This is a genomic window from Actinokineospora enzanensis DSM 44649, assembly GCF_000374445.1.
In the GTDB taxonomy this organism is placed as follows: domain Bacteria; phylum Actinomycetota; class Actinomycetes; order Mycobacteriales; family Pseudonocardiaceae; genus Actinokineospora; species Actinokineospora enzanensis.
Genome location: NZ_KB894407.1, coordinates 133,185 through 159,677, shown reverse-complemented (window position 1 = coordinate 159,677; position 26,493 = coordinate 133,185). Strand labels below are relative to the sequence as shown.

The window sequence follows — 26,493 nt, the reverse complement described above, 5'->3', positions numbered from 1 at the left end:
ATGCCCCAGCAGAGCCGCAAGCTGATCGTGGCCAGGATGCGCGACGACGACCTCACCGGCATCGCGCGGATCTTCGCCGAGTCCGACGCCACCGAGCTGCCCCACCTGGTCGGGGTCCGGCGGCGCACGCTCTTCCGCTTCCACGACCTCTACCTGCACCTGATCGAGTCCGAAGTGGACATATCGGCCGACCTCGCCAAGGTACAGCAGCACCCGCTCTACACCGACGTCTCCGACCGGCTGCGCCCGTTCATGGCGCCCTACCACGAGTCGTGGCGGTCGCCCGCGGACGCGTTCGCCCAGCAGTTCTACGGGTGGGAGGCGCGGTGAGCACGCCCGCGCCGGGCAGACCCGTCCGGCTCGCCGACATCCCCGCGAACCGCCGCCGCGGCGGCGACCTGCGGGTGCTGCTCGGTCCCCGCACCTGCGGCGCGACCGCGGGCTTCGGCGGCGTGCTGCACCTGGGACCCGGCGAGTACGTGTCCGAGCACTACCACCCGTACTCCGAGGAGTTCCTGTTCGTCGTGCGGGGCGAGCTGGAGATGACGCTCGACGGCGAAGCGGTGGCGTTGGGCGCGGACGACGCGCTGATGGTGCCGCGCGGGGTCCGGCACCGGTTGGTCAACACCGGCGCGACGGAGGCGTTCGTGGTGTTCCACACCGCGCCCCTGGCCCCCCGGCCTGAGCTGGGGCACGTGGACACCGAGCCGCTCCCGCCGGGCGCCCCGGACCACGGAGCGGTCCTGTGACCCGCCGCGTCGTCGTCACCGGGCTCGGCGTGGTCGCCCCAGGGGGGACCGGCACCAAGGACTTCTGGCAGCTGATGGAGAGCGGGCGGACGGCGACCCGGCTGATCACCTTCTTCGACGCGGGCGGTTTCCGCTCCCCCATCGCGGGCGAGTGCGACTTCGATCCGGCCCAGTCCGGACTGGACGCGCAGGAGATCCGCCGGATGGACCGGGCGACCCAGATGCTGGTGGCCGCCACCCGCGAGGCCCTCGCCGGGAGCGGCCTGGCGGACACCGGGATCGCGCCGACCCGGGTGGGCGTCGCCGTCGGCTGCGCCACCGGCCAGGCGACCAGCCTGGAGCGCGAGTACACGGTGGTCAGCAACGGCGGGCGGCACTGGCTCGTGGACCACGACTACGCCGTGCCGCACCTCTACGGCCACATGGCACCGAGCACGGTCGCGGCCGAGGTGGCCTGGACCGCGGGAGCCGAGGGACCGGTGACCCTGGTGTCCAACGGCTGCACCTCCGGCCTGGACGCGGTGGGGCACGCGGCCGCGCTCATCCGCGAGGGGGCGGCCGACGTGGTGGTCGGCGGCGGCACCGACGCCCCGGTCACGCCGATCTCGGTGGCCAGCTTCGACGCCATCCGGGCCACCTCCACCAGGGTGGACGCGCCGGAGCGCGCCTCCCGGCCGTTCGACCTGCACCGGGACGGGTTCGTGCTGGCCGAGGGCGCGGCCGCGCTGGTCCTGGAGGAGCTGGAGCACGCCCGCGGCCGCGGCGCGCACGTCTACGCCGAGGTGACCGGGTACGCCGCGCACAGCAACGGCTACCACATGACCGGGCTGCGCCCCGACGGCCGCGAGCTGGCCCGCTCGATCACCCTCGCGCTCGACCGCTCCCGGATCGCCCCGGACGCGGTCGACTACGTCAACGCGCACGGGTCGGGCACCAGGCAGAACGACCGGCACGAGACCGCGGCGTTCAAGACGGCGCTGGGCAGGCACGCCCGGCGGGTCGCGATCAGCTCGATCAAGTCGATGATCGGGCACTCGATGGGCGCGGTCGGCGCGATCGAGGCGGTGGCCTGCGCCCTGGCCATCGACCGGGGCGTCATCCCGCCGACGGCCAACCTGGAGCACCCGGACCCGGAGTGCGACCTCGACTACGTGCCCGGCACCGCCCGGCAGGCCGACGTGCGCACCGTGCTCAGCGTCGCCAGCGGTTTCGGCGGGTTCCAGACCGCGCTCGTGCTGCGCGCGCCGGGGACCCGGCGGTGAGCGGGGTCGTGGTGACCGGGATCGGCGTGACCGCGCCGAACGGCGTCGGCACCGAGCGGTACTGGGCCGCGACCCTGGCAGGCACCAGCGGCATCCGCCCGATCACCCGGTTCGACGCCACCGGCTACCCGTGCGCCCTGGCGGGCGAGGTGCCCGGCTTCGACGCGGCGCGGTGGGTGCCCGGCCGGGTGATCCCGCAGACCGACCACTGGACGCACCTGTCGTTCGCGGCCACCTCGATGGCCCTCGACGACGCCGGGCTCGACCCGGCCCGGTACCCCGAGTTCGCCATGGGCGTGATCACCTCGACCTCGTCCAGCGGTGGCGAGTTCGGCCAGCGGGAGCTCGCGAAGCTGTGGTCGGCGGGCCCCCGGCACGTCGGGGCCTTCCAGTCGATCGCCTGGTTCTACGCGGCCACCACCGGCCAGCTGTCCATCCGGTACGGCATGCGCGGACCGTGCGCGGCGATCGCGGCCGAGCAGGCCGGGGGCCTGGACGCCATCGCGCACGCCCGGCGGGTGCTGCGCGACGGCCCGGCCACCATGGTCGTCAGCGGCGGCACCGACGCCTCGTTGGCCCCGTACGGCCTGGTGGCCCAGCTGACCACCGGGCACCTCGCCACCGGCACCGACCCCGCCGCCGCGTACACGCCGTTCGACCGGGACGCGGCGGGCTACGTGCCCGGCGAGGGCGGCGCGATCCTGGTCCTGGAGGACGAGCAACACGCGGTGCGGCACCGGCGCGCCCGGCCGTACGCGCGGATCGCGGGCCACGCCGCCACCTTCGACCCCAGGCCGGGCTCCGGGCGGCCCGGCGGTCTCGGCCGGGCGGTCGCAGGCGCCCTCGACGACGCGGGTCTCGCCCCGGCCGACATCGACGTGGTGTTCGCCGACGCGGCCGGGGTCGCCGAGCTGGACCTGGCCGAGGCCAGCGTCCTCACCGAGGTCTTCGGGCCGCGTGGGGTGCCGGTGACCGCGCCCAAGACGATGACCGGCCGCCTCTACGCGGGGGCCGCGCTCGACGTGGCCGCCGCCGCGCTGGCCATCCGCGACGGGCTCATCCCGCCCACGGTCGCCACCCGGGACCTCGCCGACGGCTGCGACCTGGACCTGGTGCTCGACCGGCCGCGGGAGGCGCCGGTCCGCGCCGCCCTGGTCGTCGCCCGCGGCCACGGCGGGTTCAACAGCGCCATGGTCCTCGTCCGCCACGACCCGTTCGACCGCTGAACCACCGACCGCGGGAGGAAGCCAGACCATGAGCCAGACCACCACGTTCACCCTCGACGACCTGCGGGAGATCATGCGCGCCGCGGTCGGTGTCGACGACGGCGTCGACCTGGGCGCCGACATCCTCGACACCGGGTTCCCCGAGCTGGGCTACGACTCGCTCGCCGTGCTGGAGCTGACCTCGCTGATCGGGCGGCGCTACGACTTCGAGGTGCCCGACGAGCTGGTCGAGCGGCTGACCACGCCGCGGTCGGTCGTCGACTACGTGAACGACCGCCTCGTCGAGGCCCGGTCGTGACCGCCCGCACCGAGCACGCGGTCGTCATCGACGCGCCGCTCGACCTGGTGTGGGACATGTCCAACGACGTCGCGTCGTGGACCGGGCTGTTCTCCGAGTACGCGCGGGTGGAGATCCTCGACGACGACGGGGTCACCACCACCTTCCGGCTGCACACCCACCCGGACGAGCACGGGCGGGCCTGGAGCTGGGTGTCCCGGCGGGTCCGCGACCGGGCCGGGCTGCGGGTGCGCGCCGAGCGCGTGGAGACCGGCCACTTCGAGTTCATGCACATCACCTGGGAGTACCGGCAGCTGCCCGCGGGAGTGGAGCTGCGGTGGCGCCAGGAGTTCCATCTGAAGGACACCGCGCCGGTGGACGACGAGTTCATGGCGCGGCGGATCACCGCGGGCTCCGCCGAGCAGATGGCACGGATCAAGGGCCTGATCGAGCTGGCGGCGCGCACCGGGGTCGGCTCGTGACCGCCGGACCGGACCCGGCGACGCTGCCGCCGGTCGCCCGGCTGCTGCACGTCACCGACGGGATGCGGCTCATGCAGGCGGTGACCGTGCTCGCCGAGCTGGGCGTCGCGGACGAGCTGGCCGACGGTCCGTGCGACGCCGCGGCACTGGCGGACCGGGTCGGCGCGCACCCGCGGTCGCTGCACCGGGTGCTGCGGGCGGCCGCCACCGGCGGGGTGTTCGCCGAGCTCCCCGACGGCCGGTTCGCGCAGAACGAGGTCAGCGCGTGCCTGCGCGGCGGGCCCGGCGCGTTGTTCCGGCTGCTCGGCGGCGAGCTGGGCTGGCGGTCCTTCGGCGCGCTGCGGCACAGCGTGCGCACCGGGGAGACGGCGTTCGACGCCGTGTTCGGCGCCCCGGTCTGGCGCTACATCGAACAGCACCCCGAGCACGAGGCGGTGTTCGACGAGGCGATGGGCGCGCTGGCGGCGTCGGTCAGCCACGTCTACCAGGCCCGCCTGCGCTTCCCGCCCGGCTCGCGGATCGCCGATCTCGGTGGCGGCGACGGCACCCTGCTGGCCGCGCTGCTGCGGGCCAACCCGGAGTGCACGGGGGTGCTGTTCGACCGCGCGGCCGCGGTCGCGCACGCGCCCGCGGTGTTGGCCGGGGCGGGGGTCGCCGACCGCGCCGAGGTCGTGGGGGGCGACTTCTTCACCGCCGACCCGCCCCGCGGCTGCACGCACTACCTGCTCAAGAGCGTGCTGCACGTACTGGACGACGACGCCGCGGGACGGGTGCTGCGCTGGGCGCACGGTGTCGCCACCGAGGCGGGCGCGGACGTGCACGTGCTCGACCGCGTGCTCGCCGAACCCGGCACGTGGGACAACGCCAAGTTCCTCGACCTGGACATGCTCGCCGTCTTCGGCGGCCGGGACCGCACCCTCGCCGACTGGCGCGAGCTGGTCGGCGGGGCGGGCTACCGACTGGTCGAGGACCCCGAACCCGGCCGCTGGACCGTGCTGCGCTGCCGACCGACCACCGAGCACCCGACCACGAGGAGACCAGCATGACCACCACCGCCGGGCTCGACCCCGCCCGCCTGCACCAGCTCACCATGGGGTTCTTCGCCTCCCGGGCCGTGCAGGCCGCGGTCGAGCTCGACCTGTTCACCGAGCTGGCCGCCGCGGCGGGCACGGCCGCCGAGGTCGAGCGGCGGTGCGGCCTGCACCCGCGGTCGAGCCGCGACTTCCTGGACGCGCTGGTCGCGCTCGACCTGCTCGACCGCGACGACGAGGACCGCTACCAGCCGACCCCGTCGACGCGGATGTTCCTCGACCGGAACTCGCCCGCCTACCTCGGCGGACTGGCCGAGATGGCCGGGACAGTCCTCTATGGAGTGTGGGGGAACCTCACCGAGGCGTTGCGCACGGGCAAGCCGCAGGGCGCGGCAGGCGCGGTGTTCCTCGACGGCATGTACCAGGACCCGGTCACGGCGCGGAAGTTCATGGCCGCCATGGACACCGTCAGCACCAGGGTGGCGGTCGAGCTGGCCGCCGCGCTCCGGTTGTCGGAGGCACCGGAGCCGACCACCGTGGTCGATGTCGGCGGCGCCCGCGGCAACCTGCTCGGCGTCCTGCTGTCCGCCAACCCGACGCTGCGCGGTGTCTGCCTCGACCTGCCCGCGGTGGAACGCCTGTACGACGAGCACATCCCCCGCTTCGGGCTCGGCGACCGGATCCGGTTCGCCGCCGTCGACTTCGAGCGGGCACCGCTGCCCGCGGGGGACGTGCTCGTCCTCGGCCACGTCCTGCACGGCGCGTCCCCCGACGACCGCGCCATGCTGCTGGGCAAGGCGCACGCCGCGCTCCCCGCGGGCGGCCGGGTGGCGATCTACGACCGGATGATCGCCGACGACCGCCGGGGGTCGGCGTTGAGCCTGCTCGGCAGCCTGAACATGCTGCTGACCACACCGGACGGTGCCGAGTACACGGTGGCGGACTGTCGGGAGCTGCTGGTCCGGCACGGGTTCGACGACGTGACGTCGCAACCGATCGCGGGCACCGAGACCTTGGTGATCGCGACCCGGCGCTGAGGTCCCACGGGTACCGCCCGACCGCGACGATCTCACGGTCGGGCGGTGCCGTGCCGTCCCACGGGGATCACCCGCGCAGGGGACGGGAAACGGAGTTCAGATCGATCGGGACCCGTGCAGGGGCAGGGAGCCCTCGGCCCACAGCCTGCCCTTGGCGGCCAGCAGCGCGGCTCGATCGTCCACAGGCGACGCTGCCGCCGGTTGCAGGGGGACCACCCCGCTCGCCCCGGACCGCACCGCCGGGTGCAGCGCGGCAAGTGAGGTCAGGCTCTGTCCCGGTCCGATGTCGAGCAGCAGGTGGTCGCGGGCGAGCAGGGTGTCGAGCGTCGGGTGGAACAGCACCGGTTCCGCGGGCTGCATGGCCCAGAACACCGGGTCGCGAGCCTCGTCGGGGCGCAGCACCCGGGTGGTGTAGGCCGAGCGCACCGGGATCACGGGCGCGGACAGCGGCACCGCCGCCACGGCGGGGATCGACGCGGCACAGGCCGGGGCGATGACCGGGCTGTGGAAGGGCTGTCGGGCACGCACCCGACGGCAGGTGATCCCGCGCTCGCGCAACCGGGCCGCGACCGCGTCGAGCGGGCCGTCGGGACCCGCGAGGATCGTCTGCCGCGGCGCGTTCACCGCGCCGACCGCCACTCCCCCGCCGAGCAGGTCGGCCACCGCGTCGGGCGGGGCCAGCACGGCCAGCATCCCACCGGGGGTGGCCTCGCCGAGCCGCTCGACCCGCTCCCGCAACAGTTCCGCCGCGGTGGCGGGGGCGAAGACACCCGCCACCGTCGCCGCCACGAACTCGCCGACGCTGTAGCCGAGCAGCTCGGCAGGCCGCAGGCCCCACCCGAGCACGACCCGGGCCAGTGCGTGGCCGATCGCGAAAAGCAGCGGCTGGGCGATGGCCAGGTCGTCGAAGACCGCGGGACCGGGGGCCGGGTCCGCGAGCCAGGCCGCGCGGACCCGGTCGTCGAACCGGTCGAGCAGCTCGTCGACGTGCCGGGTGAACATCGGCTCGTGCCGGTACAGGCCCGCCGCCATGCGCGGTTGCTGCGCGCCCTGGCCGGGGAGCAGGAGCACGACCGGGCGGTCACGAGCGCGGACCGGTCGGACGGCCGACACCCGGGCGGCGGCCGTGGCCGCGTCCGCGGCGACCACGGCGCCGCGCACCAGGTCACCCGGGCCCGCGACCGACGGGTCGGGCGGATCGGTCCCCGCGGCCAGGGCCGCGACGACCCGCTCGGCCATCCGCGCGGCGGCCCGCTCGTCGGCGCCCCACCAGCACACCAGTCGGGGCTCCCCGGTGGTCATGGCGACTCCCTTCCGGGATCCACGGTTCCGGAATCCACAGTGGATCCCGGGCCTCGAACCGGCCTCGAACGGTGCGGTCAAGGGCGGTTCGAGGCCGGACCGCGAGGCTGCCCGCGTGCGGTGCGACGACTTGTACGTGGCCGGTACGGGCTCCTACCTCCCGCCGGAGGTGCCCACTCGGGCGGCGGTGGAAGCCGGGCGCTGGCCCGCGGACCGGCTGGTGACCGATCGGGTGGCGGCGATCCGGGTGGCGGGCGACGAGGCCGCGATCGAGATGGCGGCCGCCGCCGCGATCGGCGCGGTGGCGCACTCCGGGCGCGACCCGGCCGACTTCGCCCTGGTGCTGCACGCGAGCGTGTACCACCAGGGCCTGGACCTGTGGGCGCCCGCGTCCTATGTGCAACGCGAGGCGGTGGGCGGGAGCTGCCCGGCGTTCGAGGTGCGGCAGATGTCCAACGGCGGCATGGCGGCGCTCGAACTGGCCGCGTCCTACCTGGCGGCCGACCCACGGCGGCAGGCCGCATTGCTGTCCGCCGGGGACAAGTTCTGCCCGCCCGCGTTCGACCGGTGGACCGCGGAGAACGGCATGGTCTTCGGTGACGGGGCCGCGGCCATCGTGCTGGCGCGTGGTGGCGGTCTCGCCCGACTGCTCAGCGTGGCCACCGTCGGCGACGGCGAGCTGGAACGGATGCACCGCGGGGACGAGCCGTTCACCGACACCCCGCTCGCGGGCGGTGTGCCGTTCGCCGCCGACGCCCGGGTCCGGCAGTACCTGCGCCGGGTCGGACTGGCGCAGGTCATCGGTCGCATCCTGGACGGGCAACGCGCCGCCGTCGACCGGGCGCTCGCCGACGCGGGCGTGGGGTTGGCCGACATCGACCTCTTCGTGCTGCCGCACTTCGGTTTCGGCCGCCTCACCGCCGGGTTCCTCCGGCCGTTCGGCATCGACCCGGACGCCACGAACTGGGCGTGGAGCAGGCATATCGGGCACCTGGGCGCGGCCGACCAGTTCGCGGGCCTGGACCACCTGCTGCGCGCGGGCGCGCCTGCCACCGACCGGCTGTTGCTGGTGCTCGGGATCGGGTCCGGCTTCACCTGGTCCGCGGCGGTGCTGCGGACCTGAGTCCATTCGAGATCGCCTCGACCGTCGGCCGCGATAGTCGTTGCGGCACCGGGAGAACGCACAATGGGAGGTGACATGGCCGGTCTGCTGCCCACGCTGGCACTCGCCATGAGCGCCGTCGTGGCCGGGGTGATGCTGGGCGCCGCCCTCGCCTCGGAACCACTGCTGGTCACCATGGCGCCCCGCGACTACGTGCTGGCCAAGCAGTTCGCCGGACCACGGCTGGAGCCGTTGATGCCGATCCTGACCTGCCTGTCCTGGCTGTGCGAGCTGGGCGCCGCGGTCGCCGTACCGGAGCGGGCGCGGGTCCCGGTGGTCGTGGCGGTGCTGGCGACGGCGGCGGTGCTGGCGGTCTCCGCCACCCGCACCGCGCCGATCAACCGCTGGGTGGCCGGTCTGGACGCCGACCACCTGCCCGCCGACTGGGCCGCCGTCGACCCGCGGGCGCGGTGGCGCCGCTGGCACCTGGTGCGGACAGGCCTGATCTGCGGTGCCGTCGTCGCGGACGCGGTCGCCGTGTGCCTCGTGCTCGCCTGAGACCCCGCGCGGGCTTCCCGCGCATATCCCCTCCGGAGGTTGGAGATGAGTGTTTCCGCGCCGTTCCGCGTGATCCTGCAGATGCGGATCCGCGAGGGCATGGCAGAGGAGTTCGAGAAGACATGGGTGAGCGTGGGGGACGTCGTCGCGGGCGACCCGGCGAACCTCGGCCAGTGGCTGATGCGCAGCACCACCGGTGACGGCCACTACTACATCATCAGCGACTGGACGGACGAGGCGGCGTTCCGGACCTTCGAGCACAGCGACGCCCACGTCGGCCACCGCGAGCGGCTCCAGCCGTTCCGCGAGGGCGGTCGGATGTGGACCACCACCGTCGTGACCGAGCTGGCCGGGGCGGGCCGTGGCTGAGGTGGGCCGCGTGCGCGCGCTGTTGTGGTACCGCGCGACGGGCGATGAGGTCCAGAACCTGGAGCGGGCCTACCGGGAGATCGGTGCCGGGCTGGTGGACGTCCCCGGCCTGCGCGGCAACGAGCTGCTGCGGTCGGTGTCCGCGCCCGGAGAGTTCGTGGTGGCCAGCGAGTGGGAGAGCCTGGTCGCCTTCCGCGCCTGGGCCGACGACCCCGCGCACCGCGCGCACACCGGGAAGCTCGACGGCTACCGCCACCTCGACCGCCCGGCCGGGCGGTACGAGCTCTACGAGATCGCGGGTACCGCGACCGGCCGCGGCCATACCGACCGCGCCGACAGGGAGGCTCCACTGTGAACACCGCCGACGGCGTGCGCCGCGTGACCGCCTGCCGGGTCTGCGGGGCCGACGACTGGCTGCCGGTCGTCGACCTCGGCTCGGTCCCGCTGGCCAACAACTACCTCGACCCGGCCGCGTCCTACGCGGACGAGCGCACGTTCCCGCTGGGCGCCCAGTCCTGCCGGTCCTGCAGGCTGATGAGCCTGACCCACGTGGTCGACCCCGAGCTGCTCTACCGCGACTACGCGTACGTGACCTCCGAGTCGGTGACGATCACCCGGCACATGCGCTGGGTGGCCGAGCTGCTGGGCACCCGGTTCGGGCTCGGCCCCGGCTCGTTCGTCGTCGAGCTGGGCAGCAACACCGGGCAGCAGCTGGTGGAGTTCCAGCGGGCGGGGATGCGCGGGCTCGGCGTGGACCCGGCCAGGAACCTCGCGGGCCGCGCCGCGGCCAACGGGGTGCAGACCCTGGTGGAGTTCTTCGACGCGGACCTCGGCAGGCGCATCGCCCGCGAGCGCGGCCACGCCGACCTGGTGCTGGGACGGCACGTCTTCGGCCACGTCGACGACCTCGCCGGGCTCGCCGAGGGCGTGCGGGAGCTGCTCTCGCCGCGCGGCGTGTTCGCCATCGAGGTGCCGTACCTGCTGGACCTGCTGGACCAGACCGCGTTCGACACCATCTACCACGAACACCTGTCCTACCTGTGCGTGTCGACGATGGCGACGCTGTTCGCGCGGTTCGGGCTGCGGGTGGTCGACGTCGAGCGGACGGCGGTGCACGGCGGTTCCGTCGTGGTGGTCGTCGCGCGCGCCGAGGGCCCGTGGCCGACCAGGCCGTCGGTCGACCGGCTGGTCGAGCTGGAGCGGGCGGCGGGCGTGTTCGACGACGGGACCTACGGGCACTTCTCCCGGCGGGTGGCGCTGATCCGGGCCGAGCTGCCGCAGCTGTTGCGCGACCTGCGCGCGGGCGGCGCGACCATCGCCGGGTACGGGGCCCCGGCCAAGGGGAACACGGTGCTGACGACCTGCGGCATCGGCCGGGACGAGGTGTCGTTCTGCATCGACACCACCGATCTGAAGCAGGGCAAGGTGTTGCCGGGCAGCCACATCCCGGTCGAGGTGCCCGCGCACGCCAGGGCGAACCCGCCCGACTACTTCCTGCTGCTGGCGTGGAACTACACCGACGAGATCGTGCGGCGGGAACGGGAGTTCCTCGCGGGCGGCGGTCGGTTCATCCGCCCGATCCCGCACCCGGCGGTCGTGGCCGCGGGCGACTCCGCGATGGCCGGGTGAGGGGTCCCGTGGACATCGTGACCCGTCTCCTGCTCGCCGGACCGGACCCGGACGCGGTGGCCCGCTTGGTCGATGAGGCCGGGTTGGCCGCGGTGGCGGCGGTGCTGGTCGACGAGGTCGTGTTCCGCTGCGACCCGCCCGCCAACACCCACCCCGTGCACGTCGTCCTGGACATCACCGCGGGCACCGAGACGGCACGGACCGCGCTCCGGCTGGTGCGGGACGAACCGCCGACCGCGGTGGACAACGACGCGGAACCGGTCGGCATGGTCCTGCGGTTCACCGCGGTCGACCTCGCCTGCCGACTCTTCGGCGGTACCCGGCGAGGCGGTGACTTCGGCAACCGCTTCCTGCCCGCTCCCCCGCGCGACCACGCCGGACCGGACCCGCTGATGCGCGCCGCCGCACAGGCCACCGGCACGATCATGTCCGGCCTGGCGGCCGCCCCCGCGCTCGGCGAGCTGTCCGTGCGGTACGGCTCGGACAAGTGGGCGAGCTTCCACTGGTACACGCGGCACTACGAGAACTACCTGGCGCCCTTCCGCGACCGGCCGATCCGACTCCTGGAGATCGGCATCGGCGGGTACGGGCGCGAACTGGGCGGGGCGTCCCTGCGGATGTGGCGACGATGGTTCCCGCGCGGCCGGATCGTGGGCATGGACGTGGTCGACAAGACCGCGCTGACCGCGCCGCGCGTGACCGTCGTGGTGGGCGACCAGTCCGATCCGGGGACACTGCTGGCCGTGGCCCGCGAACACGGACCGTTCGATGTGGTCATCGACGACGGCAGCCACCTGAACGCCCACGTCCACAGCACGTTCGCCACGCTGTTCCCGCACGTGCGCGACGGGGGCGTGTACGTGGTGGAGGACCTGCAGACGGCGTACTGGCCGTCGTTCGGCGGGGTCGACACGGACACCGCACCCGGGCACACCTCGGTCGGGCTGCTCAAGTCCCTGCTCGACGGCCTGCACCACGCCGAGCGGGTCTCGGCGGCGACGCCGGGCGCGACCGCGGGCGCGGTCGTCGGTGTGCATGTCCACCACAACATCGCCTTCATCGAGAAGGGACGCAACGACGAGGACGGCCTCCCGCCGTGGATCGCGGGCCGCGTCCGGGGCGAGGGAGCAGCATCGTCCTGACGGCCGTGTCCACCACCGGCCCATGCCCCGGAGGTGGACAAGCCCCTTCCACCGACACCCGGTTGACCCTAACCCCGATCGGGGTTATAAATAGGGTTATAGATTCGGGAGGTGGTCGGCATGCCGAAGATCAACGTGTATCTGCCCGATGAGCTGGCGGACAGTGTGAAGGCGACCGGGGTGCCGGTGTCCGCGATCTGCCAGCGGGCGTTGGAGCAGTCGGTGCGGCGGGTCAGCGCGATCCGGGCGACCGTGTTGGGCGATCTGGAGACCGAGGATCCGACGGCGCAGTTCTCGCAGTTCACGGAACGGGCGCGGGTCGTGGTGAAGCTGGCTGTCGGGCAGGCGCGGGAGGTTGGGGCGGCGACGGTCGGGACCGAGCATCTGGTGCACGGGATGCTCGCCGAGGGAACCAATCTCGCGCTGCATGTGTTGCGGGCCATGGAGATTGATCCCGCGCACGTGTCCCGCGCGTTGGCCAATGCCGAGGCCGGGCCGGAAGGGACCGCGACGCAGTTCAGTGGGGCGGCGGCGAACGCGTTGGAGCTGACGGTGACCGAGGCGTTGGCGTTGGGGCACAACTATGTCGGTTGCGAGCACCTGCTGCTCGGCCTGGTCGGCGAGCCCGATGGGACCGGCGGGCAGGTGCTGCGGGATGTCGGCGTCGAGTTGCGGGTCGCGCGTCGTACGGTCGTCGCCGCGCTCACCGGGTACACGCATCTGCGCGCACAGACGGGTGGGGACGCGGCGGGCATGATCGCGGCCGTGGTGCGGCAGGAGCTGCGGCCGGTGCTGGAACGGGTGGAGCGGCTGGAACAGCGGGCCGGTGACTAGTGGTGCGACTCAGAACGTCGGCCGTGTATCGGCGGGTCCACGGCGTGGCTGGCGGTGCCGCCGGGACGGCCTCGTACTGGATGTACTTGGTCGTTTCGGCGGTGCCGTCAGGCACGTCGTGGGCGGGTCGAGACATGGTCGACGTTCTGGGTCGCACCACTAGCAGTGCGCTGTTCGTGGCGACAGTCGTGCTCATCCTGATCGGAGCGGTGTGATTCCCCGCGTACTTCTCCTGGCCACCGGCGACACCTTGGCCCACCGCCGGAACTCGATCGCCACCGGGGCCGAGCTGCTCGCCGGGCTCGGCGAGGTGCCGGTGGACGTGCGGGTCGAGGACGTGCAGGCCGAACCGTCCTGGGACACCTCGCCCGCGACGATGCTCGCCCTGGCTCGCCGGGCCCGGAAGGCGCTGGCGGCCGACGGGTTCGACGGCGTCGTCGTCACGCACGGGGTCGATACGGTGGAGGAGACGGCTTTCCTCACCGACCTGTTCCTCGGCCCGGCCCGGGGCGGTGTCGTGTTCACCGGCGCGACCCGCCGTCTGGACGACCCCGACAGTAACGGTCTCGCGAACCTGGCGGACGCGCTTGTCGCCGCCGCCCATCCCGTGACCCGCGTACTCGGCGCAGTCGTCTGCTTCGACCACCTACTGCACGCCGCGCGTTGGGCGACGCTGACGGACGTCACGTTCTCCTCGGCGCCCCACGCGCCACTCGGTCGCGTGGCGGGGAACGACGTCATCGTCACCACTCCCCCGCCGGACCGGCTCGGCCCGGTGCACGATCCGCCCGAGACGGACGTGGCGCTGATCAAGACCTATCCGGGGATGCCCACGGTCGTGCTCACCTCGGTGGTCGACGCGGGAGCGCGGGGGGTGGTGTTGGAGGGCACGGGAGCGGGCAACGTCCCCGTGGAACTGTTCACCACGATCATGGAACTCACCGGCTGGGACATCCCGGTCGTCATCGCCTCCCGGGCCCGCCCCGAGCGGCACGACACCGCCGCCCTGGCTTTGCGGGTCGGGGCCATCGGTTCCCGAGGGCTGGCGGGCCCGCACGCCCGCGTCGCCCTGATGACCGCCCTCGGCGCCGGTGGCGGCGTGGCCGCCGCTCGCACATGGTTCGACCGACTCTGACCGACCCCGACGACCGACGGCGAGTCCGGGCGCACCGACGCCACGACCCGGTTCTCGGTCCAGGCGGGTGAGCGAGCGAGCCGGATCGTGTCGAGCACCTGTCACTGTCCACAAGGGATGTCGAGCCATTGGTCGGCGGGGATGGCGAGGCGGATGCCGTCGAGCTCGTGCAGCAGGGCGTCCAGGCGGGCCGGGTCGTCCAGGAACTCCAGGACGGCGCGGTAGAAGGCCTCGGTCATCGGGGCGGGCATCAGGTCCGAGGCGTCGAAGCAGAGCGACTCGGCGGTCAGGGTTCGGGCGATGCCTCGGCTGACGACGTCGGTGTGCTGGTCGGCGAGGCTGCGGCGGGGCGAGAACACGTTGTCGCCGGTGCCCGCCTGGATCAGTTGGGCCTCGTCGCCCGCCAGGAAGTCGATGAGGGCACGGGACTCGGGGGTGTCGTCGAACATCACGGCCAGGTCCGCCGACACCTCCGACACTCCCCGGGGCGGGAACGGGAAGTAGTCGAAGTCCTGGCCTGCGACCGACCGCGTGGACGATCGTTCGGCCCGATAGCGGCTCAGCGCGAAGGATGCCTGGTGTTCCAGCAGGCATCCGGGCGGGTCGGTGAACAGGCCCTCGCCCGCGTCGCCGAAGTCCGTCAGCAGTGCCGCGCGTGAGCCGCCGCGTACGGCGCCCTGGCCGGTGACCAGCGTTCCCCAGGTCTGCCACGCGTCCCGGACCTCCGGGGTGGTCCAGGCGACCTTGCCCCCGGACCACCGTCGGTAGAAGTCCGGGCCGGACGCGTGCAGGAGGATGTCCTCGATCCAGTCCGTGCCGGGCCAGCCGGACGCGGGCGGTGCGCCCATCCCCAGGCACCACGGTGTGCGTCCGGCCGCCGTGAGGCGCGCGCTCAGGTCCAGCAGTTGCTGCCGGGTCTGGGGAAACGGTTCGGCCATCTTCTTGGGCGCGTACCAGATCATGCTCTTCAGGTCGGTCTTCACCGCCACCGCGTACTGGCTGTCCGTGCCGATCCGCTGCAGCACCGTCCACGCGGGTCCATACCCGGCCCGCACCTCGGGGCTCAGCACACCGTCGAGCGGTGTCAGTTTCCGGCTCCGCACGTACGCCGCCGCCGAGCCCGGGTTGGGCAGCACGGCGATGTCGGGCGGGTTCCCCTGCTGGACCTGGGAAGCCAGCACCTGGTCCACCGCGCGGCTGCCCGCGTAGTCGTAGTGGATGCCGGTGCGGTGCTCGAACGCGTCGAGCACGGCCCGGAACCGCACCTCCTCGTCCCCGGTCCACGACGCCAGCACGGTCACCGTGGCGCGTCGGGCCGAGCACGCCCCGCTGCCCAGCAACGCCGTGATCACCAGCAGCAACACCAGGCGAGTCCGGTGGTTCATACCGCCTCCGTCTCCCGGTACCGGTATTCCTCGATGCGCGCGCGGAACCCCACCACCAACGAACCCCCCGCCAACACCACGGCGACCGCCACCAGCCACTCCGGGATCCACGGTTCCGCCGCGTCCCGCGCCATCGCGGCGACGGGACGCGGCGAAGCAGGCCCCGGCTCCGGCGGCGTGGGCGGCAACGAGTTCCGGAACGCCGCAACCGAGGCACCGCACAGATCGACGCACCGCTTGGCCAGCAACGACTCCAGCGCCCGCTGGCCGAGCACGTCCTCATCGGTGATCCGCAGGCCGCGGTCGGTCACCTCCGCATGCACCTCCGCCCGCACGGCGTCGAGCCGCCCCTGCCTGCTCATCGCCCCGACCACCGCGACCCCGACGCCCACGGTCAACAACGCCGCCACCAACAGCCCCGGCACCAGGCGCCGCCGGAACCAGCGCCGGAAAGCCAGGTGCGCGAACACGATCAGCACCAACAACACCGCGGGAGGGATCAACGCGACCGGCAACAACCGCAGCTGTTCCGGCAACACCTCCGACCCGCCGTCCCGCAACTGGGCGTCCAACACCGCCAGCTCGGCATCCTCCAGATCGGACAGCTGGTCCAACACGCCACCCGGGCCGTGCAGGAGGCGCGAGGCGTACCAGAGGTCGGCGGTGCCCAGCGCGAGCGAGTCGGCCTGCCGATAGTGCGCGTCCGCCTGCGCCATCGCCCCCGCGTAGGCGGCGACCAGGCCCGCGACCACCTGCAGCTGTCCGGTCCCGGCGGCGGACTGGTGTGCCTCCGCGACCCGGGCCAGGCTCTGGTTCGCGATCGCCAGCTGGTTCGTGTACTCCTGCCCCAGCCCGACCAGCGTCGTCTCCCCCGGCGCGAACGTGGTGACCGCCGCCCGGTCCGCGGCCACCAACGCGGTCCGCACGTCGGCCGTGCCGAGGACGGCCACGGTGGCGCGGTCGCGCGCGACCTCGGCGGTGTCCTGCACGAGGCTCACCGCCCAGAACGAGAGCACCAGCATCAGGGTCGTGACGGCGAGCAGCGCCGCCCGCAGCCGGGTCAGCCGGACCCGTGTCCCGGCGCGGCTCATGTTTCGCCCGTCCGGACCGGTTTCCCGCAGGAGACGCAGAACTCCTTGTCCGCGCGCGTGGGTTTCGCGCAGTGCGGGCACGCCACGAGCGGGCCGTCGGTGTCCGGCCCGCGGCGGTTCGGGGGGTGCGCGATCCGCGAGACGTGCGAGATGAGCAGGTTCAGCACCTCGCTACGGCCCGCGTCCTGCCGCAGCCGCACACAGTCCTTGTCGACCCGCACGACGCGGTGCAGCCTGCGCAGGATCTCGTCGTTGCCCTGCTCGGTCGCCAGCCGCACCGCCCGGCCCCAGGCCGCCTCCGCGTCGGCGGTGCGCCCGGCGGCGAGCGCGTCGCCGCCCTCGGTGACGGCGGCCGCCAGCTCGGCCTCCGCCGTGTAGTGCAGCACCATGGGGTGGATCAGCGTGGGCTGCACCGGGTCCAGCGTCCACCGGCCGAGGATCACCGCGGGCCGGTCCATGCCCACCGGTTCCAGGTCCACCCACGCCAGCTGACGGTCCTGGTCGCGGCTGGGCGGCAGGCTCGGGTCGAGGTCGAGGCAGACGTGGTAGTCCCGCGACTCCTCCCCAGCCCAGGCCCCCAGCGACAGCACCAGCTCGCCCTCGCCGTCGGGCGTGCAACGGTCGGTGAGGTCGTACTTGTCCGGCCGCACCTGCTTGACGAACCGGAGCCTGCTGTAGGGCATCAGGCCGATCCGCAGCCGCACCTCGGGCAGCACCTTGGTCAGCGCGGTCTCGATGAGCCCGCGGAAGTCGTCGGCGAGCCGGTCGTCCTCGACCACCGAGTCCACGTTGCCGCGCAGCGCGGTCACGATCTCGGTCAGCTCGGCGGGCTCCCACCCGTCGCCGATGCCGCGCGCGTCGCAGACGAACCGGCCCTCGCAGGCGGCGAGCGTGCGGCGCAAGGCCGTGCGGGACTCGGTCTCGTTGCGGCCGTCGGTGAGCAGGATCGCGTGCCGGACGCTGTCGGCCTGCGGTTCCAGCAGTCGCCGGGCCAGGTCCAGCCAGGTCCCCATCGCCGTGCCGCCGTACGCGGCGAGGTACGCGACCGCCCGCTGCGCCTCCCGCCGGGTGTCGGCCGAGGCCACCGCCAGCGCCTCGTCGCGCGGGTAGACCATGTCCGCGGTCTCGGTCCCGCGCACGACGGCGAACCGCGCGCCGTCCGGGAGCACGCCGATCGCGGCCGCGGCGGCCCGCTTGGCTGCCTCGATCTTGGTGTGCGGCGAGCGCATGGAGCTGGAGCAGTCGACCAGCAGCACCTCTGCGGCCCGGCCCGCGGGCTTGGCGGGCGCGCCGCGCGAGCTGACCGTGAGCACGGCGTGCATGTCCGCCTCGCCCGCGGACAGGAACCTCTGCTGGTGCACTTCGACACCGAGTTCGACGGACGTCATCGCTCCTCCCGGGCGGTCAGAACCACGTGACCGGCCGATGCCGGTTGGCCAGGTCGGTCAGCACGCCGTGCTCGGCGGCGCGCGGCGCCCAGGTGGCCAGGGCGCGCAGCGTCTCCTCCAGCCGCGACCGCAGGCACCGCTCGGTCGGGTCGTCGAGCACCGCGCCGGGCGCAAACCCAGCCTCCATCCGGCTCAGCGCGGTCTCCAGCAGCACGGCGGTGAGCCGGGCCTCGCGGACCCGGTCCAGGCGCAGCTTGGCCAGCAGCCCGGCGGCCTCGGTCAGGTCGTCCTCGGACGGCAGCGACACCCCGGACGCGGACGGCAGCGGCTCGGAGAGCACCCGGATACCGGCGATACGGGCGGCCTCGTCGTGTCGGGAGGAGGCCGGGACCTCGTCCAGCACGGCGAACGCGGCCGCCCGGTCGCCCCGCGCGAGCGCCGCCCTGGCCAGCCCGAACGCGGCGTTGACCTGGTTGTGGTTGACCCAGAGCGCGCGGTAGTACGGGGCGGGGTCGGCGGCGTCGAGGTGCTCGGCGCAGAAGCCGAGGGCGAGCTTGGGGGTCTCCTCGCCGGGCAGGTCGCGGTAGACGCGGTCGAAATGGGTCCGGGCCGCGTCGGTGCGACCGTCGGCGAGGGCGACGAGGCCGTGGTGCCACTGCACGCGCCAGTCGTGCGCGGCCTTGTCCGCGAGCAGGCGGGCCGCCTCGGCGACGGCCTGCCTCGCCTCGTCGATCCTGCTCAGCTCAAGCAGGGCGCGGCAGCGGCGGAACTCGACCTCCACCGAGGACGTGCCGTCGAGCTTGCGCAGCAGCCGCGCGGCATCGGGGGCACGGACGGTGCGCAGGAACGAGATCCGTTCGTCGCCGGGGTCCTCGCGCGGCGCGGGCAGGGCCGTCGCGATCTCGTGCGGGGTGGGGCGGGTGTCGAGAGTGGTCTGCTCGCCTGTCCAACGCGCCAGCGGCGGGGCGTGGCCGAGTCCGGCGTCGAGCAGGACGGTCGGCTCGGCGAACAGGGTGGAGAACATGGGGAACGACTTGCCCTCGCGCAGGCCGCGGATCTCGTTGAGCACCCCGTCGAGCTGGACGAGCATCTCGTCGGCGCTGGCGTACCGGCGTTCGTAGGGGGCGGTGGCGCGGGCCAGGACGTGCCGGAAGGACTCGATGCCGAACGCGGCAGGGTGGTGGCCCCCGGCGCGCGCGCCGTCGCTGGCGGCGAACAGGTCGCCGAGCGTCACGCCGACGGTGTGGATGTCGGAGCGGACGGTCAGGCCGTGGTGGGCGATCTCCTCCGGGCCGACCTGGTAGCGGTCGGTGCCGACGAGGACGCTGTCGTGGTCGCCCACCCGGCGGATCGCGCCGAAGTCGATCAGCTTGACCCGGCGGTCGCCGTGGATCACGTTGTCCGGCTTCATGTCGCAGTACAGGAGATCCTGATTGTGCAGATAGGACAACGCGGTCAGGATCTCTCTCCCGTAGCCGACCACGTGCTCGACCAGGAGGCGGTCCTCGCGGACGAGAAGTTCGCGCAGGGACAGTCCGTTGACGAACTCCATCACGATGTAGCGGGCGTCCTCGTGCGTGACCACGTCGAAGATCCGCACGATGTTCTGGTGCTCCAACGCGATGAGCACCTGGCTCTCGTTCTCCGCGAGCCGGGTGGCGGCGGTGTTGTTGGTGTCGATCAGGCCCTTGATCGCGACCGGCACGCCGAGGCGGACGTCGTTGCCGAGGTAGACGAACCCGAGGCCGCCGCGCGCGACACAGCCGCGCACCTCGTAGCGGCCCGCGACGACGTCGCCCGGTTTGAGCTTGGGGCGGAAGGAGAAGCGGCTGCCGCACTCCGCGCAGTGCCCTTCCAGCGGGGCGGATCCGCCCCCGATGGAACGGCCGACCCGGGCGCCGCAGCCCTGTTTGCCGCAGAACCGGTCCTCGGGCGGGACGGTGGGGTCGGCGAGGACGAGGCCGTCCAGGTCGGGCAGCTCCACCTCCGGCAGCGGCACGCCGACGTCGCCGGTGCCCTGGCCGGTGGTCTGCTGGGCACGGGTCGCGATCGTGCTGGTCACCCGGCCCGGCAACAGGACCGGCGGGTCGTCGGCGGGTGGGGGTTCGGCGGTGGTGTCCTGGGGCGGGAAGCCGCACGTGCCGCAGAACCCGGATCGGCCTATCGTGCCCGGACAGCCGTTCCGGCCGCAGACGGTCATGCCCGACCCCCGATGCCGATCATCCGCGACCCTCGATCCTGCCGCGCACCACGGCGATGTAGGCGTCGACCGCGCGACCGGCCTCCTCGATGTCGCACGGGCCCTCGAAGAGCAGCCGGTAGGCGCGGCCGTAGGCGGTGTCCAGCGCGGCGTCCTCGACCAGGTCGTGGTCGCGGGCCATCTCGGCGTAGGCGGCGAGCCGCGCGCGCAGCTCGGCGCGGCGGGACACCAGGTGGTCGATACCGGCGCGGCCGCGGCGACCGGCCTCGACGGCGACGGTGATGGAACGCTCGCAGTCGCCGAGCTTGCGGGCGACCCAGGTGGCGTCACCGGCGGTCCGGTGGGTGCGGAGCTGGGTGAGCGCGCCGCCCAGGCGCCTGGCCTTGAGGGCGAGCCGGGGGACGCCGGTGAACCGGGGCGCCATGACCTGATGGTGTTCCTCGATGGCGGCGAGCTCGTCGACCAGCTCGGCCATCGCCTTGATCCGGTCGTCGAGCGGGCCGGGCGGGTGGGCGGTGCCGGGCAGTGAGCGGGCGACGGTGACCGCGGGCGACGCCTCGTGGCGGAAGCCGAGGACCAGGCGGAGGCCGAGGACGCCCGCGCTGGTGGCCAGCGGGGCGATGACCGTGCGGACCAGGTGGTCGGGGTCGATGGCCTCGTCGATGCCGTCGACCACGATCGTGCGCAGCGCGGTGGAACCGGGCCCGATCCGTTCGGCGATCCGGCCGCCGACCTGGTCGGACGTCTTGCCCGCGGCGTCCACCGCGACGTGCACGCTGCCCGGCCGCGGCCGCAGGTCGGGCAGCAGGGCCGACAGGCGGGGGGCGCGTTCGCGATCGGCGAGGGCCACGCCCAGGCGAAAGGCTCGGGCGCGGGGCGAGCGGGCGTCGCCGGTGATCACCACCCATACCGGCGAACCGGCGCCCGCGAACCAGGCGACCACCTCGCGGGTGAAGGTGAGGTCGACGCCGTCGTGGGTCACGGTGGCGAAGGTGTCGTCGAGGGCGGGGGTGCCGGTGAGCCAGCGGGACAGGGCGGGGAGGTGGCCCGCCATGGTCTCGACGGGGATCATCCAGGCCTGGTGGCCGTTGCTCACGGCCATGCCGATCACGTCGCCGGAGGGCGGCTCCAGGACGGGTGCGCCGCTGAATCCCCGGGTGATCGGCTCGGCATCCCGGTGCAGCCGCAGCCATTCGGAACCCGGAACGCCGGTGTCGGCCAGGGTTGCGCTCGTCCATGATCCGCTGTCGGAGGTCTCCGCGAATCCGTATACGTCGACGATCTGGTCGTCGACCGTTATTTTCCGACGCAGCGGGGCGCTTTCCGCCGCGCGGAATGGCTCGGCCAGCTTCAGCAGGGCCACATTGCCGCGTTCGTCCGACGTGGCGGGGACCCGATGACCATCGAGCACATGCGCGGTCGCTTTGTCGGCTCCCCGGAAATGGACGAGGATCGGCGCGGCAGGGTCTGCTATGTGGGCGCAGGTGAGTATGTGGTCCTGATCCAGGACGATGGCCGCGCCGATCGTGCGGCCTGCCTCATCGTGTAGTCGTGCCTGCCAGAGTCTCCGCGGTCGGTCCACCCCCACCTGGGGCACTGTACGCGGGAGGGGGTGGTCGCGGTCCCGGGATCGGGCAGGTGACGCGTTTCTGTCCGGTGCGGTCAGCCGTTTGGAGTGACGGGTGGCGGAATACGGTCACGGGTGGTCCGCGCTTGGGCTACGAGGATGGCTCCATTCGAATGAATGGCTACGGCCGGTGGGGCTCCTCCGGTTGCGGTGTACGGGGTGGACGGCTTTCTGGTTGCGGGTTTGTCGGAGCGATGTTCGCCAAGGCGGGCCCCACACAAAGCCATTCCATGGGGTACCGGTTGCTTTTCGGATGACTCAGGCGTTGGCGGGGAGGTCGGTGCCCGCGCCGCGCTTGCGGGACCGGACGAGGTCGTGGCGGCCTTCGGGGAGGATCGGCTGGTCGGCGCCCTCCACGGTGAAACCGAGGTCGGCGATCATGTCCAGGTCCAGGTCGCCGTCCTGGCCCTCGCTGGTGAGGTAGTCGCCCAGGAAGAGGGAGTTGGCCAGGTGCAGGGCGAGGGGCTGCAACGAGCGCAGGTGGATCTCGCGGCCGCCCGCGACGCGCACCTCGACGTCCGGGTGGATCAGCCGGGTGAGGGCCAGGATGCGCAGGCAGCGTTGTGGGGTGAGGGACCAGCGGGTGTCCAGCGGGGTGCCCTTGATCGGGATCAGGAAGTTCACCGGCACCGAGTCCACGTCCAGCTCGCGCAGGGCGAACAGGACGTCCACGATCTCGTCGTCGGTTTCGCCCATGCCGACGATCAGGCCGGAGCAGGGTGACAGACCCGCGTGTTTGGCCTGGTTGACCGTGTCGACGCGGTCGCTGTAGTCGTGTGTGGTGCAGATGTCGGCGTAGCGGCTGTCGGCGGTGTTGAGGTTGTGGTTGTAGGCGTCGGCGCCCGCCTCGCGGAGGCGTTCGGCCTGGCCGGTGGTGAGGAGGCCGAAGCAGGCGCAGACCTCGACGTCGGGGTGGTCCTGCTTGATCCGGACGATGGTGTCCGCGACCCGGCCGACGTCGCCGTCCGTGGGGCCGCGGCCGCTGCCGACCAGGCAGACGCGCTTGGCGCCGCGGGCCACGCCGGTCTCGGCGGCGGCCGCGGCGGCGACCGGTTCGAGCCAGGTGTACTTGAGGATGTCCGCCTTGGAGCCGACGCGCTGAGAGCAGTAGCCGCAGTCCTCCGGGCAGAGGCCGCTCTTCAGGTTGACCAGGTAGTTGACCTTGACCCGGTTGGCGAAGTAGTGCCTGCGCACCCGGGACGCGGCCGCGACCAGGTCCATCAGGTCGTCGTCCGGCGCGCTCAGGACCGACAGCGCCTCGGCGCGGGTCGGCGGTTCGCGGTCCAGGGCCTTCCGCGCGAGGGCGGTGAACAGGTCGGCGGCGTCCATCTCCCGATCATGGCACGGGCTGTTCGAGACCCGGTCCCGGCGCGTTGGGTAGGTTCGGGACACGAGAGCCGAGTGGGGGACCCGGGATGTTGAGCCTGTACCACGAGGCCAGGTCCCCCGTGCACGCGTTGCCCGCCGGGGTCAAGCTGCTGGTACTCCTGGCGGCAGGTTCCGCGGCGTTCCTGGTGCGGTCGGTTCCGGTGCTGGCCGCCGCGCTGGGCGTAGTCGTGGTTCTGTACGTGATCGCGCGGGTGCCGTGGCGGGTCGCGTTGCGGCAGTCCGTTCCGGTGCTGCCGCCGCTGGTGGTGATCGCGGCGGCGCAGGGGCTGCTCACCGGCTGGAGCACCGCGGCGCTGGTGGCGTTGCGGTTGCTCGCCGTGGTGCTGCTGGCGAACCTGGTCACGCTGACCACCCGCACGTCGGCCATGGTCGCCACGATCGAGGCACTCCTGCGGCCGCTGCGGCCACTGGGCGTGCGGCCGGAGCGGGTCGGTCTGGTCGTGGCGCTGACGATCCGGTTCATCCCGGTGATCAAGGAGCAGGCCGACCAGGTCCGCGCCGCCCAACGGGCCCGGGGCGCGCGCCGGGGCACCGGGTTCCTCGCCCCGCTGTTGATCAAGACGCTGCGGCTGGCGGCCGGGCTGGGCGAGGCGCTGGACGCACGGGGCGTCGGTTCCGGGGAGCGCTCCCAGGCCGGGAGCGCTACCGTGCGGCACGGCCCATCCGCGGATCCACAGGGGGATCGATGAGCATCGACGGGGTTTGGTACAACGAGCTGCAGTCCAAGATGACGCTGAACACCCAGCCCGACGGCCTGCAGATCGTCGGCACCTACCAGTCCGTGGTCGGTGACGCTCCCGATGAGTACCAGCTCGTGGGCAGGGTCAACGACTCGCGCGTGGTCACCCGGTACGGGTCGGCCGTCGGGTGGACGGTCGCGTGGGTGAACGGCACGCACGACTCCGACTCGGTCACGACCTGGAGCGGGCAGTACTTCCAGATCGACGAGGAACGGCTCACCACCACCTGGCTGCTGACCGTCCAGACCACTCCCGCGAACCTCTGGGAGTCCACCATGGTGGGATTCGACGTGTTCACCCGGACGCGTCCCTCGGACGAGGAGGTCGAGCGACGGCTGGCCCTGGGCCACAGGTCCTCGCACCCGCTGCAGCTGGTCACGGCCCGGGGCTGACCCGGGGCACCGCGCCCCGCCGAGGTGTCGAGGGGGAGCCGGTGCGCAGCAGGGACATCGCGCTTATCGCGTTGTTCGCGGCAGTCATGGTGGTGTTGGGGCTGTTCCCGCTGATCGAGCTACCGCTGGTACCGGCCCCCTTCACCGCCCAGACCCTGGGCGTGATGCTCGCGGGCTCGATCCTGGGCGCCCGCCGCGGCGGCCTGGCGATCCTGTTGTTCACGGTCCTGGTGGCGATCGGGCTGCCGGTGCTGCCCGGCGGCCGCGGCGGTATCGGTGTGATCCTGGGTGTGACCGGCGGTTTCATCGTCGCGTACCCGGTGGGCGCGTTCGTGACGGGACTGCTCACCGAGCTGGCCTGGCGCCGGTACAACCTGGCGTGGGCGCTGCTGTGCAACGCGGTGGGCGGGGCGCTGGTGCTCTATGTGATCGGGATCCCGTGGATGGCTGTGGTGGGCGACCTCCCGTTGCGCAAGGCGATCACCGGTTCGATCGTCTTCCTGCCCGGCGACGCGGCCAAGGTCATTGTCGCCGCGCTCGCCGCCGTGGCCGTCCGTCGCGCCTATCCCCTGGTCGAGGCCCGCGCATGATCGACCTCACCGGCGTCGCCCACCGGTACGGCGACCGCTGGGTCCTCCGCGACATCGACCTCCGCCTGGACGAACACCGCGTCGGCGTGATCGGCGCGAACGGCTCCGGCAAGAGCACCTTCGCCCGTCTCCTGAACGGCCTGCTGCTGCCCAGCGACGGGCGGGTGACGGTCGACGGGCTGGACACCCGCAAACGCGGCCGGGAAGTCCGGCGGCGGGTCGGGTTCGTCTTCCAGGACCCGGACATCCAGATCGTGATGCCGACGGTGGCCGAGGACCTCGCCTTCGGCCTCAGGCACCACGGCGTGCCCAAGACCGAGATCCCCGCCCTCGTCGACCGCGCCCTGACCGCGTACGACCTCGCCGAACACCGCGACCACCCGGCCCACCTGCTCAGCGGCGGCCAGAAACAGATGCTCGCGATCGCCGCCGTGCTGGTCACGGAACCGGCCCACGTGGTGTTCGACGAGCCGACGACCTTGCTGGACCTGCGCAACAAACGCCGGGTGGCGGCCGTGATCGCCGGACTCCCACAACGGGTCGTCCTGGTCACCCACGACCTGGACCTGCTGACCGACTTCGACCGCGTCCTCGTCTTCGACGACACTCGCGTGGCCTTCGACGGCCCACCGGACAAAGCCATTCCCGCCTATCTCGATCTGATCGAACCCTAGGTGGGCGAGCGTCCGGAGGATCGTGTCGCCGCTGCACCCTTCAGTGAGCGCGTAATCCGCGGCGATTTGGTCACGACAGGCCGAATGGTCGCCGAGGTCACCCGGCCCCATCTCCGGGTGACCTCGTGCTGTGGTTATCCGGGATTTCCTAGAAGTTGTACGCGCGCCACATGTACGCGCCATTCTCGGCGCAGCCCCATTGGATCACCCAGGCGCCCTTGTTGGTCCGACCGCCGCCGACCGCGACGCATTTGCCGCTGTGGACGTTTCGGAGTTGGTAGGAACCCGCGTAAATCGGCAGGGTGGCCGGGATGAGCGTGTACATCTGGTCGGTGGTGCCTTGGCAGTCGTAGACGAAAGCCGCGTCTCCGTCGTTGACGCCGCCGCCCCAGATGGAGAGGCACTGGTTGTTGTGCTCGTTGATGATGACGTAGTTGTCGCCGCCCGCGTTGGCGACGTACCAGGTGGTGGTGTTGTCGTCGTTGCAGCCCTCCTGGCGGGCGGCGCCGCGGGCGGACGGGTCGTAGGCCAGGCAGAGGCCACTGTTGGCGTTGTTCAACAGGTAGCTGCCGTTGGCGAGCGGGCCCGTGATCGATGCCGCGTTCGCCGGGGCGCCGACCAGGACCGTGGTCAGGAAGGAAGCGATGGCCAGAGCCGCGCCGAAACGAGCGAGACCGCGTCTACGTCGGGTTGCGATGAGCATTCCTACTCCTCCGCTGTGCCGTACCCCCGGAACAGGGCCGATACTCCCCCGGGCGGTGATTTCAGGGTCGCCACATCAATGGCGTGCGACCCGCCGATCACGCGAGCCACACGCCACGAATCGTCGCCGACGGGCGGGTGGTTCGCGTTGTTCCCGGCCGTCGGCGAGCGATGCCAGAG

At 72.8% G+C, this 26,493-nt stretch carries 28 protein-coding genes; 20 read left to right on the top strand and 8 right to left on the bottom strand.

Features of this window, described 5'->3' with window-relative positions; all coding sequences use genetic code 11:
- The 8 genes from C503_RS0108910 to C503_RS0108875 are packed head-to-tail and all read left to right on the top strand — an operon-like array spanning position 1 to position 6,064.
- Positions 1-330, top strand: a complete 330-nt coding sequence (locus tag C503_RS0108910) for a TcmI family type II polyketide cyclase (protein ID WP_018681844.1) — start codon at positions 1-3, stop codon at positions 328-330.
- Positions 327-749: a cupin domain-containing protein gene (locus tag C503_RS0108905; RefSeq protein ID WP_026316104.1), complete on the top strand. Its 423-nt coding sequence runs from the start codon at positions 327-329 to the stop codon at positions 747-749. Before C503_RS0108910 ends, C503_RS0108905 begins: the two co-directional genes overlap by 4 nt.
- Positions 746-2,011, top strand: a complete 1,266-nt coding sequence (locus tag C503_RS0108900; RefSeq protein WP_018681842.1) for a beta-ketoacyl-[acyl-carrier-protein] synthase family protein — start codon at positions 746-748, stop codon at positions 2,009-2,011. Before C503_RS0108905 ends, C503_RS0108900 begins: the two co-directional genes overlap by 4 nt.
- Complete coding sequence (locus tag C503_RS0108895; protein ID WP_018681841.1) at positions 2,008-3,237, top strand: ketosynthase chain-length factor; 1,230 nt, start codon at positions 2,008-2,010, stop codon at positions 3,235-3,237. The genes C503_RS0108900 and C503_RS0108895 overlap by 4 nt, the downstream gene beginning before the upstream one ends.
- Before the next feature lie 28 nt (positions 3,238-3,265).
- Positions 3,266-3,535, top strand: a complete 270-nt coding sequence (locus C503_RS0108890) for an acyl carrier protein (protein ID WP_018681840.1) — start codon at positions 3,266-3,268, stop codon at positions 3,533-3,535.
- Positions 3,532-3,996: an SRPBCC family protein gene (locus C503_RS0108885; RefSeq protein ID WP_018681839.1), complete on the top strand. Its 465-nt coding sequence runs from the start codon at positions 3,532-3,534 to the stop codon at positions 3,994-3,996. Before C503_RS0108890 ends, C503_RS0108885 begins: the two co-directional genes overlap by 4 nt.
- Positions 3,993-5,042: a methyltransferase gene (locus tag C503_RS0108880; RefSeq protein ID WP_018681838.1), complete on the top strand. Its 1,050-nt coding sequence runs from the start codon at positions 3,993-3,995 to the stop codon at positions 5,040-5,042. Before C503_RS0108885 ends, C503_RS0108880 begins: the two co-directional genes overlap by 4 nt.
- Positions 5,039-6,064: a methyltransferase gene (locus C503_RS0108875; RefSeq protein ID WP_018681837.1), complete on the top strand. Its 1,026-nt coding sequence runs from the start codon at positions 5,039-5,041 to the stop codon at positions 6,062-6,064. The genes C503_RS0108880 and C503_RS0108875 overlap by 4 nt, the downstream gene beginning before the upstream one ends.
- 96 nt (positions 6,065-6,160) lie before the next feature.
- Here the strand turns inward: C503_RS0108875 and C503_RS0108870 are convergent, their stop codons facing one another.
- Complete coding sequence (locus C503_RS0108870) at positions 6,161-7,366, bottom strand: acyltransferase domain-containing protein (RefSeq protein ID WP_245572432.1); 1,206 nt, start codon at positions 7,364-7,366, stop codon at positions 6,161-6,163.
- Between the two features lie 115 nt (positions 7,367-7,481).
- On the opposite strand from C503_RS0108870, the gene C503_RS0108865 reads away from it, so the two are divergent.
- From C503_RS0108865 to C503_RS0108825, 8 genes are all read left to right on the top strand, one after another.
- Positions 7,482-8,489 carry a ketoacyl-ACP synthase III family protein gene (locus tag C503_RS0108865; protein ID WP_026316102.1) on the top strand — a complete coding sequence of 336 codons (1,008 nt, stop codon included), beginning with the start codon at positions 7,482-7,484 and terminating at the stop codon, positions 8,487-8,489.
- A gap of 75 nt (positions 8,490-8,564) precedes the next feature.
- Complete coding sequence (locus C503_RS0108860) at positions 8,565-9,026, top strand: anthrone oxygenase family protein (RefSeq protein WP_018681834.1); 462 nt, start codon at positions 8,565-8,567, stop codon at positions 9,024-9,026.
- A 45-nt stretch (positions 9,027-9,071) separates the two neighbouring features.
- Positions 9,072-9,395 (top strand): antibiotic biosynthesis monooxygenase family protein, encoded by a 324-nt coding sequence (locus C503_RS0108855; protein ID WP_018681833.1) that lies wholly within the window; start codon positions 9,072-9,074, stop codon positions 9,393-9,395.
- A 10-nt stretch (positions 9,396-9,405) separates the two neighbouring features.
- The gene (locus C503_RS43140; RefSeq protein WP_169514517.1) at positions 9,406-9,750 is read left to right on the top strand and encodes an antibiotic biosynthesis monooxygenase family protein; all 345 of its coding nucleotides are present in this window, start codon (positions 9,406-9,408) and stop codon (positions 9,748-9,750) included.
- Entirely contained in the window at positions 9,747-11,024 is a 1,278-nt protein-coding gene (locus tag C503_RS0108845) for a class I SAM-dependent methyltransferase (RefSeq protein ID WP_018681831.1), read from the top strand. The genes C503_RS43140 and C503_RS0108845 overlap by 4 nt, the downstream gene beginning before the upstream one ends.
- Before the next feature lie 17 nt (positions 11,025-11,041).
- Positions 11,042-12,166 carry a class I SAM-dependent methyltransferase gene (locus C503_RS0108840; RefSeq protein WP_211222354.1) on the top strand — a complete coding sequence of 375 codons (1,125 nt, stop codon included), beginning with the start codon at positions 11,042-11,044 and terminating at the stop codon, positions 12,164-12,166.
- A 120-nt stretch (positions 12,167-12,286) separates the two neighbouring features.
- Positions 12,287-13,000, top strand: a complete 714-nt coding sequence (locus C503_RS0108835; RefSeq protein WP_018681829.1) for a Clp protease N-terminal domain-containing protein — start codon at positions 12,287-12,289, stop codon at positions 12,998-13,000.
- A 211-nt stretch (positions 13,001-13,211) separates the two neighbouring features.
- Positions 13,212-14,135: an asparaginase gene (locus tag C503_RS0108825; protein WP_018681827.1), complete on the top strand. Its 924-nt coding sequence runs from the start codon at positions 13,212-13,214 to the stop codon at positions 14,133-14,135.
- Between the two features lie 101 nt (positions 14,136-14,236).
- Here C503_RS0108825 and C503_RS0108820 read toward each other — a convergent pair whose 3' ends face one another.
- From C503_RS0108820 to bioB, 6 genes are all read right to left on the bottom strand, one after another.
- Positions 14,237-15,520 carry an ABC transporter substrate-binding protein gene (locus tag C503_RS0108820; protein ID WP_018681826.1) on the bottom strand — a complete coding sequence of 428 codons (1,284 nt, stop codon included), beginning with the start codon at positions 15,518-15,520 and terminating at the stop codon, positions 14,237-14,239.
- Positions 15,517-16,611 carry a hypothetical protein gene (locus C503_RS0108815; protein ID WP_018681825.1) on the bottom strand — a complete coding sequence of 365 codons (1,095 nt, stop codon included), beginning with the start codon at positions 16,609-16,611 and terminating at the stop codon, positions 15,517-15,519. The genes C503_RS0108820 and C503_RS0108815 overlap by 4 nt, the downstream gene beginning before the upstream one ends.
- Complete coding sequence (locus C503_RS0108810) at positions 16,608-17,999, bottom strand: VWA domain-containing protein (protein ID WP_018681824.1); 1,392 nt, start codon at positions 17,997-17,999, stop codon at positions 16,608-16,610. Before C503_RS0108810 ends, C503_RS0108815 begins: the two co-directional genes overlap by 4 nt.
- A 16-nt stretch (positions 18,000-18,015) precedes the next feature.
- Complete coding sequence (locus C503_RS0108805; protein WP_018681823.1) at positions 18,016-20,199, bottom strand: serine/threonine-protein kinase; 2,184 nt, start codon at positions 20,197-20,199, stop codon at positions 18,016-18,018.
- 19 nt (positions 20,200-20,218) lie between these two features.
- Positions 20,219-21,781, bottom strand: coding sequence for a trypsin-like peptidase domain-containing protein (locus C503_RS0108800; RefSeq protein ID WP_245572438.1), 1,563 nt, complete (start codon positions 21,779-21,781; stop codon positions 20,219-20,221).
- A 303-nt stretch (positions 21,782-22,084) separates the two neighbouring features.
- Entirely contained in the window at positions 22,085-23,155 is a 1,071-nt protein-coding gene (gene bioB / locus C503_RS0108795; RefSeq protein ID WP_018681820.1) for a biotin synthase BioB, read from the bottom strand.
- An 86-nt stretch (positions 23,156-23,241) separates the two neighbouring features.
- Between bioB and C503_RS38685 the strand changes: the two genes are divergently transcribed.
- The 4 genes from C503_RS38685 to C503_RS0108775 are packed head-to-tail and all read left to right on the top strand — an operon-like array spanning position 23,242 to position 25,611.
- The gene (locus tag C503_RS38685) at positions 23,242-23,904 is read left to right on the top strand and encodes an energy-coupling factor transporter transmembrane component T family protein (protein ID WP_018681819.1); all 663 of its coding nucleotides are present in this window, start codon (positions 23,242-23,244) and stop codon (positions 23,902-23,904) included.
- Positions 23,901-24,347, top strand: coding sequence for an avidin/streptavidin family protein (locus tag C503_RS0108785; RefSeq protein WP_018681818.1), 447 nt, complete (start codon positions 23,901-23,903; stop codon positions 24,345-24,347). The genes C503_RS38685 and C503_RS0108785 overlap by 4 nt, the downstream gene beginning before the upstream one ends.
- Before the next feature lie 41 nt (positions 24,348-24,388).
- Positions 24,389-24,937 carry a biotin transporter BioY gene (locus C503_RS0108780; RefSeq protein ID WP_018681817.1) on the top strand — a complete coding sequence of 183 codons (549 nt, stop codon included), beginning with the start codon at positions 24,389-24,391 and terminating at the stop codon, positions 24,935-24,937.
- On the top strand, positions 24,934-25,611 hold the full coding sequence (locus C503_RS0108775; RefSeq protein WP_018681816.1) for an energy-coupling factor ABC transporter ATP-binding protein: 678 nt from the start codon (positions 24,934-24,936) through the stop codon (positions 25,609-25,611). Before C503_RS0108780 ends, C503_RS0108775 begins: the two co-directional genes overlap by 4 nt.
- A gap of 148 nt (positions 25,612-25,759) precedes the next feature.
- On the opposite strand, the gene C503_RS0108770 is transcribed toward C503_RS0108775, so the two are convergent.
- Complete coding sequence (locus C503_RS0108770; RefSeq protein ID WP_018681815.1) at positions 25,760-26,314, bottom strand: RICIN domain-containing protein; 555 nt, start codon at positions 26,312-26,314, stop codon at positions 25,760-25,762.
- Between the last annotated feature and the right edge of the window lie 179 nt (positions 26,315-26,493).

Coding starts and splice junctions, on each gene's coding strand:
- C503_RS0108910 (WP_018681844.1), top strand. CDS start 1: ATGCCCCAGCAGAGCCGCAAGCTGATCGTGGCCAGGATGCGCGACGAC.
- C503_RS0108870 (WP_245572432.1), bottom strand. CDS start 7,366: ATGACCACCGGGGAGCCCCGACTGGTGTGCTGGTGGGGCGCCGACGAG.
- C503_RS0108835 (WP_018681829.1), top strand. CDS start 12,287: ATGCCGAAGATCAACGTGTATCTGCCCGATGAGCTGGCGGACAGTGTG.
- C503_RS0108775 (WP_018681816.1), top strand. CDS start 24,934: ATGATCGACCTCACCGGCGTCGCCCACCGGTACGGCGACCGCTGGGTC.
- C503_RS0108770 (WP_018681815.1), bottom strand. CDS start 26,314: ATGCTCATCGCAACCCGACGTAGACGCGGTCTCGCTCGTTTCGGCGCG.
- C503_RS0108810 (WP_018681824.1), bottom strand. CDS start 17,999: ATGACGTCCGTCGAACTCGGTGTCGAAGTGCACCAGCAGAGGTTCCTG.
- C503_RS0108890 (WP_018681840.1), top strand. CDS start 3,266: ATGAGCCAGACCACCACGTTCACCCTCGACGACCTGCGGGAGATCATG.
- C503_RS0108855 (WP_018681833.1), top strand. CDS start 9,072: ATGAGTGTTTCCGCGCCGTTCCGCGTGATCCTGCAGATGCGGATCCGC.
- C503_RS0108815 (WP_018681825.1), bottom strand. CDS start 16,611: ATGAGCCGCGCCGGGACACGGGTCCGGCTGACCCGGCTGCGGGCGGCG.
- C503_RS0108820 (WP_018681826.1), bottom strand. CDS start 15,520: ATGAACCACCGGACTCGCCTGGTGTTGCTGCTGGTGATCACGGCGTTG.
- C503_RS38685 (WP_018681819.1), top strand. CDS start 23,242: ATGTTGAGCCTGTACCACGAGGCCAGGTCCCCCGTGCACGCGTTGCCC.
- C503_RS0108805 (WP_018681823.1), bottom strand. CDS start 20,199: ATGACCGTCTGCGGCCGGAACGGCTGTCCGGGCACGATAGGCCGATCC.
- C503_RS0108875 (WP_018681837.1), top strand. CDS start 5,039: ATGACCACCACCGCCGGGCTCGACCCCGCCCGCCTGCACCAGCTCACC.
- C503_RS0108860 (WP_018681834.1), top strand. CDS start 8,565: ATGGCCGGTCTGCTGCCCACGCTGGCACTCGCCATGAGCGCCGTCGTG.
- C503_RS0108785 (WP_018681818.1), top strand. CDS start 23,901: ATGAGCATCGACGGGGTTTGGTACAACGAGCTGCAGTCCAAGATGACG.
- bioB (WP_018681820.1), bottom strand. CDS start 23,155: ATGGACGCCGCCGACCTGTTCACCGCCCTCGCGCGGAAGGCCCTGGAC.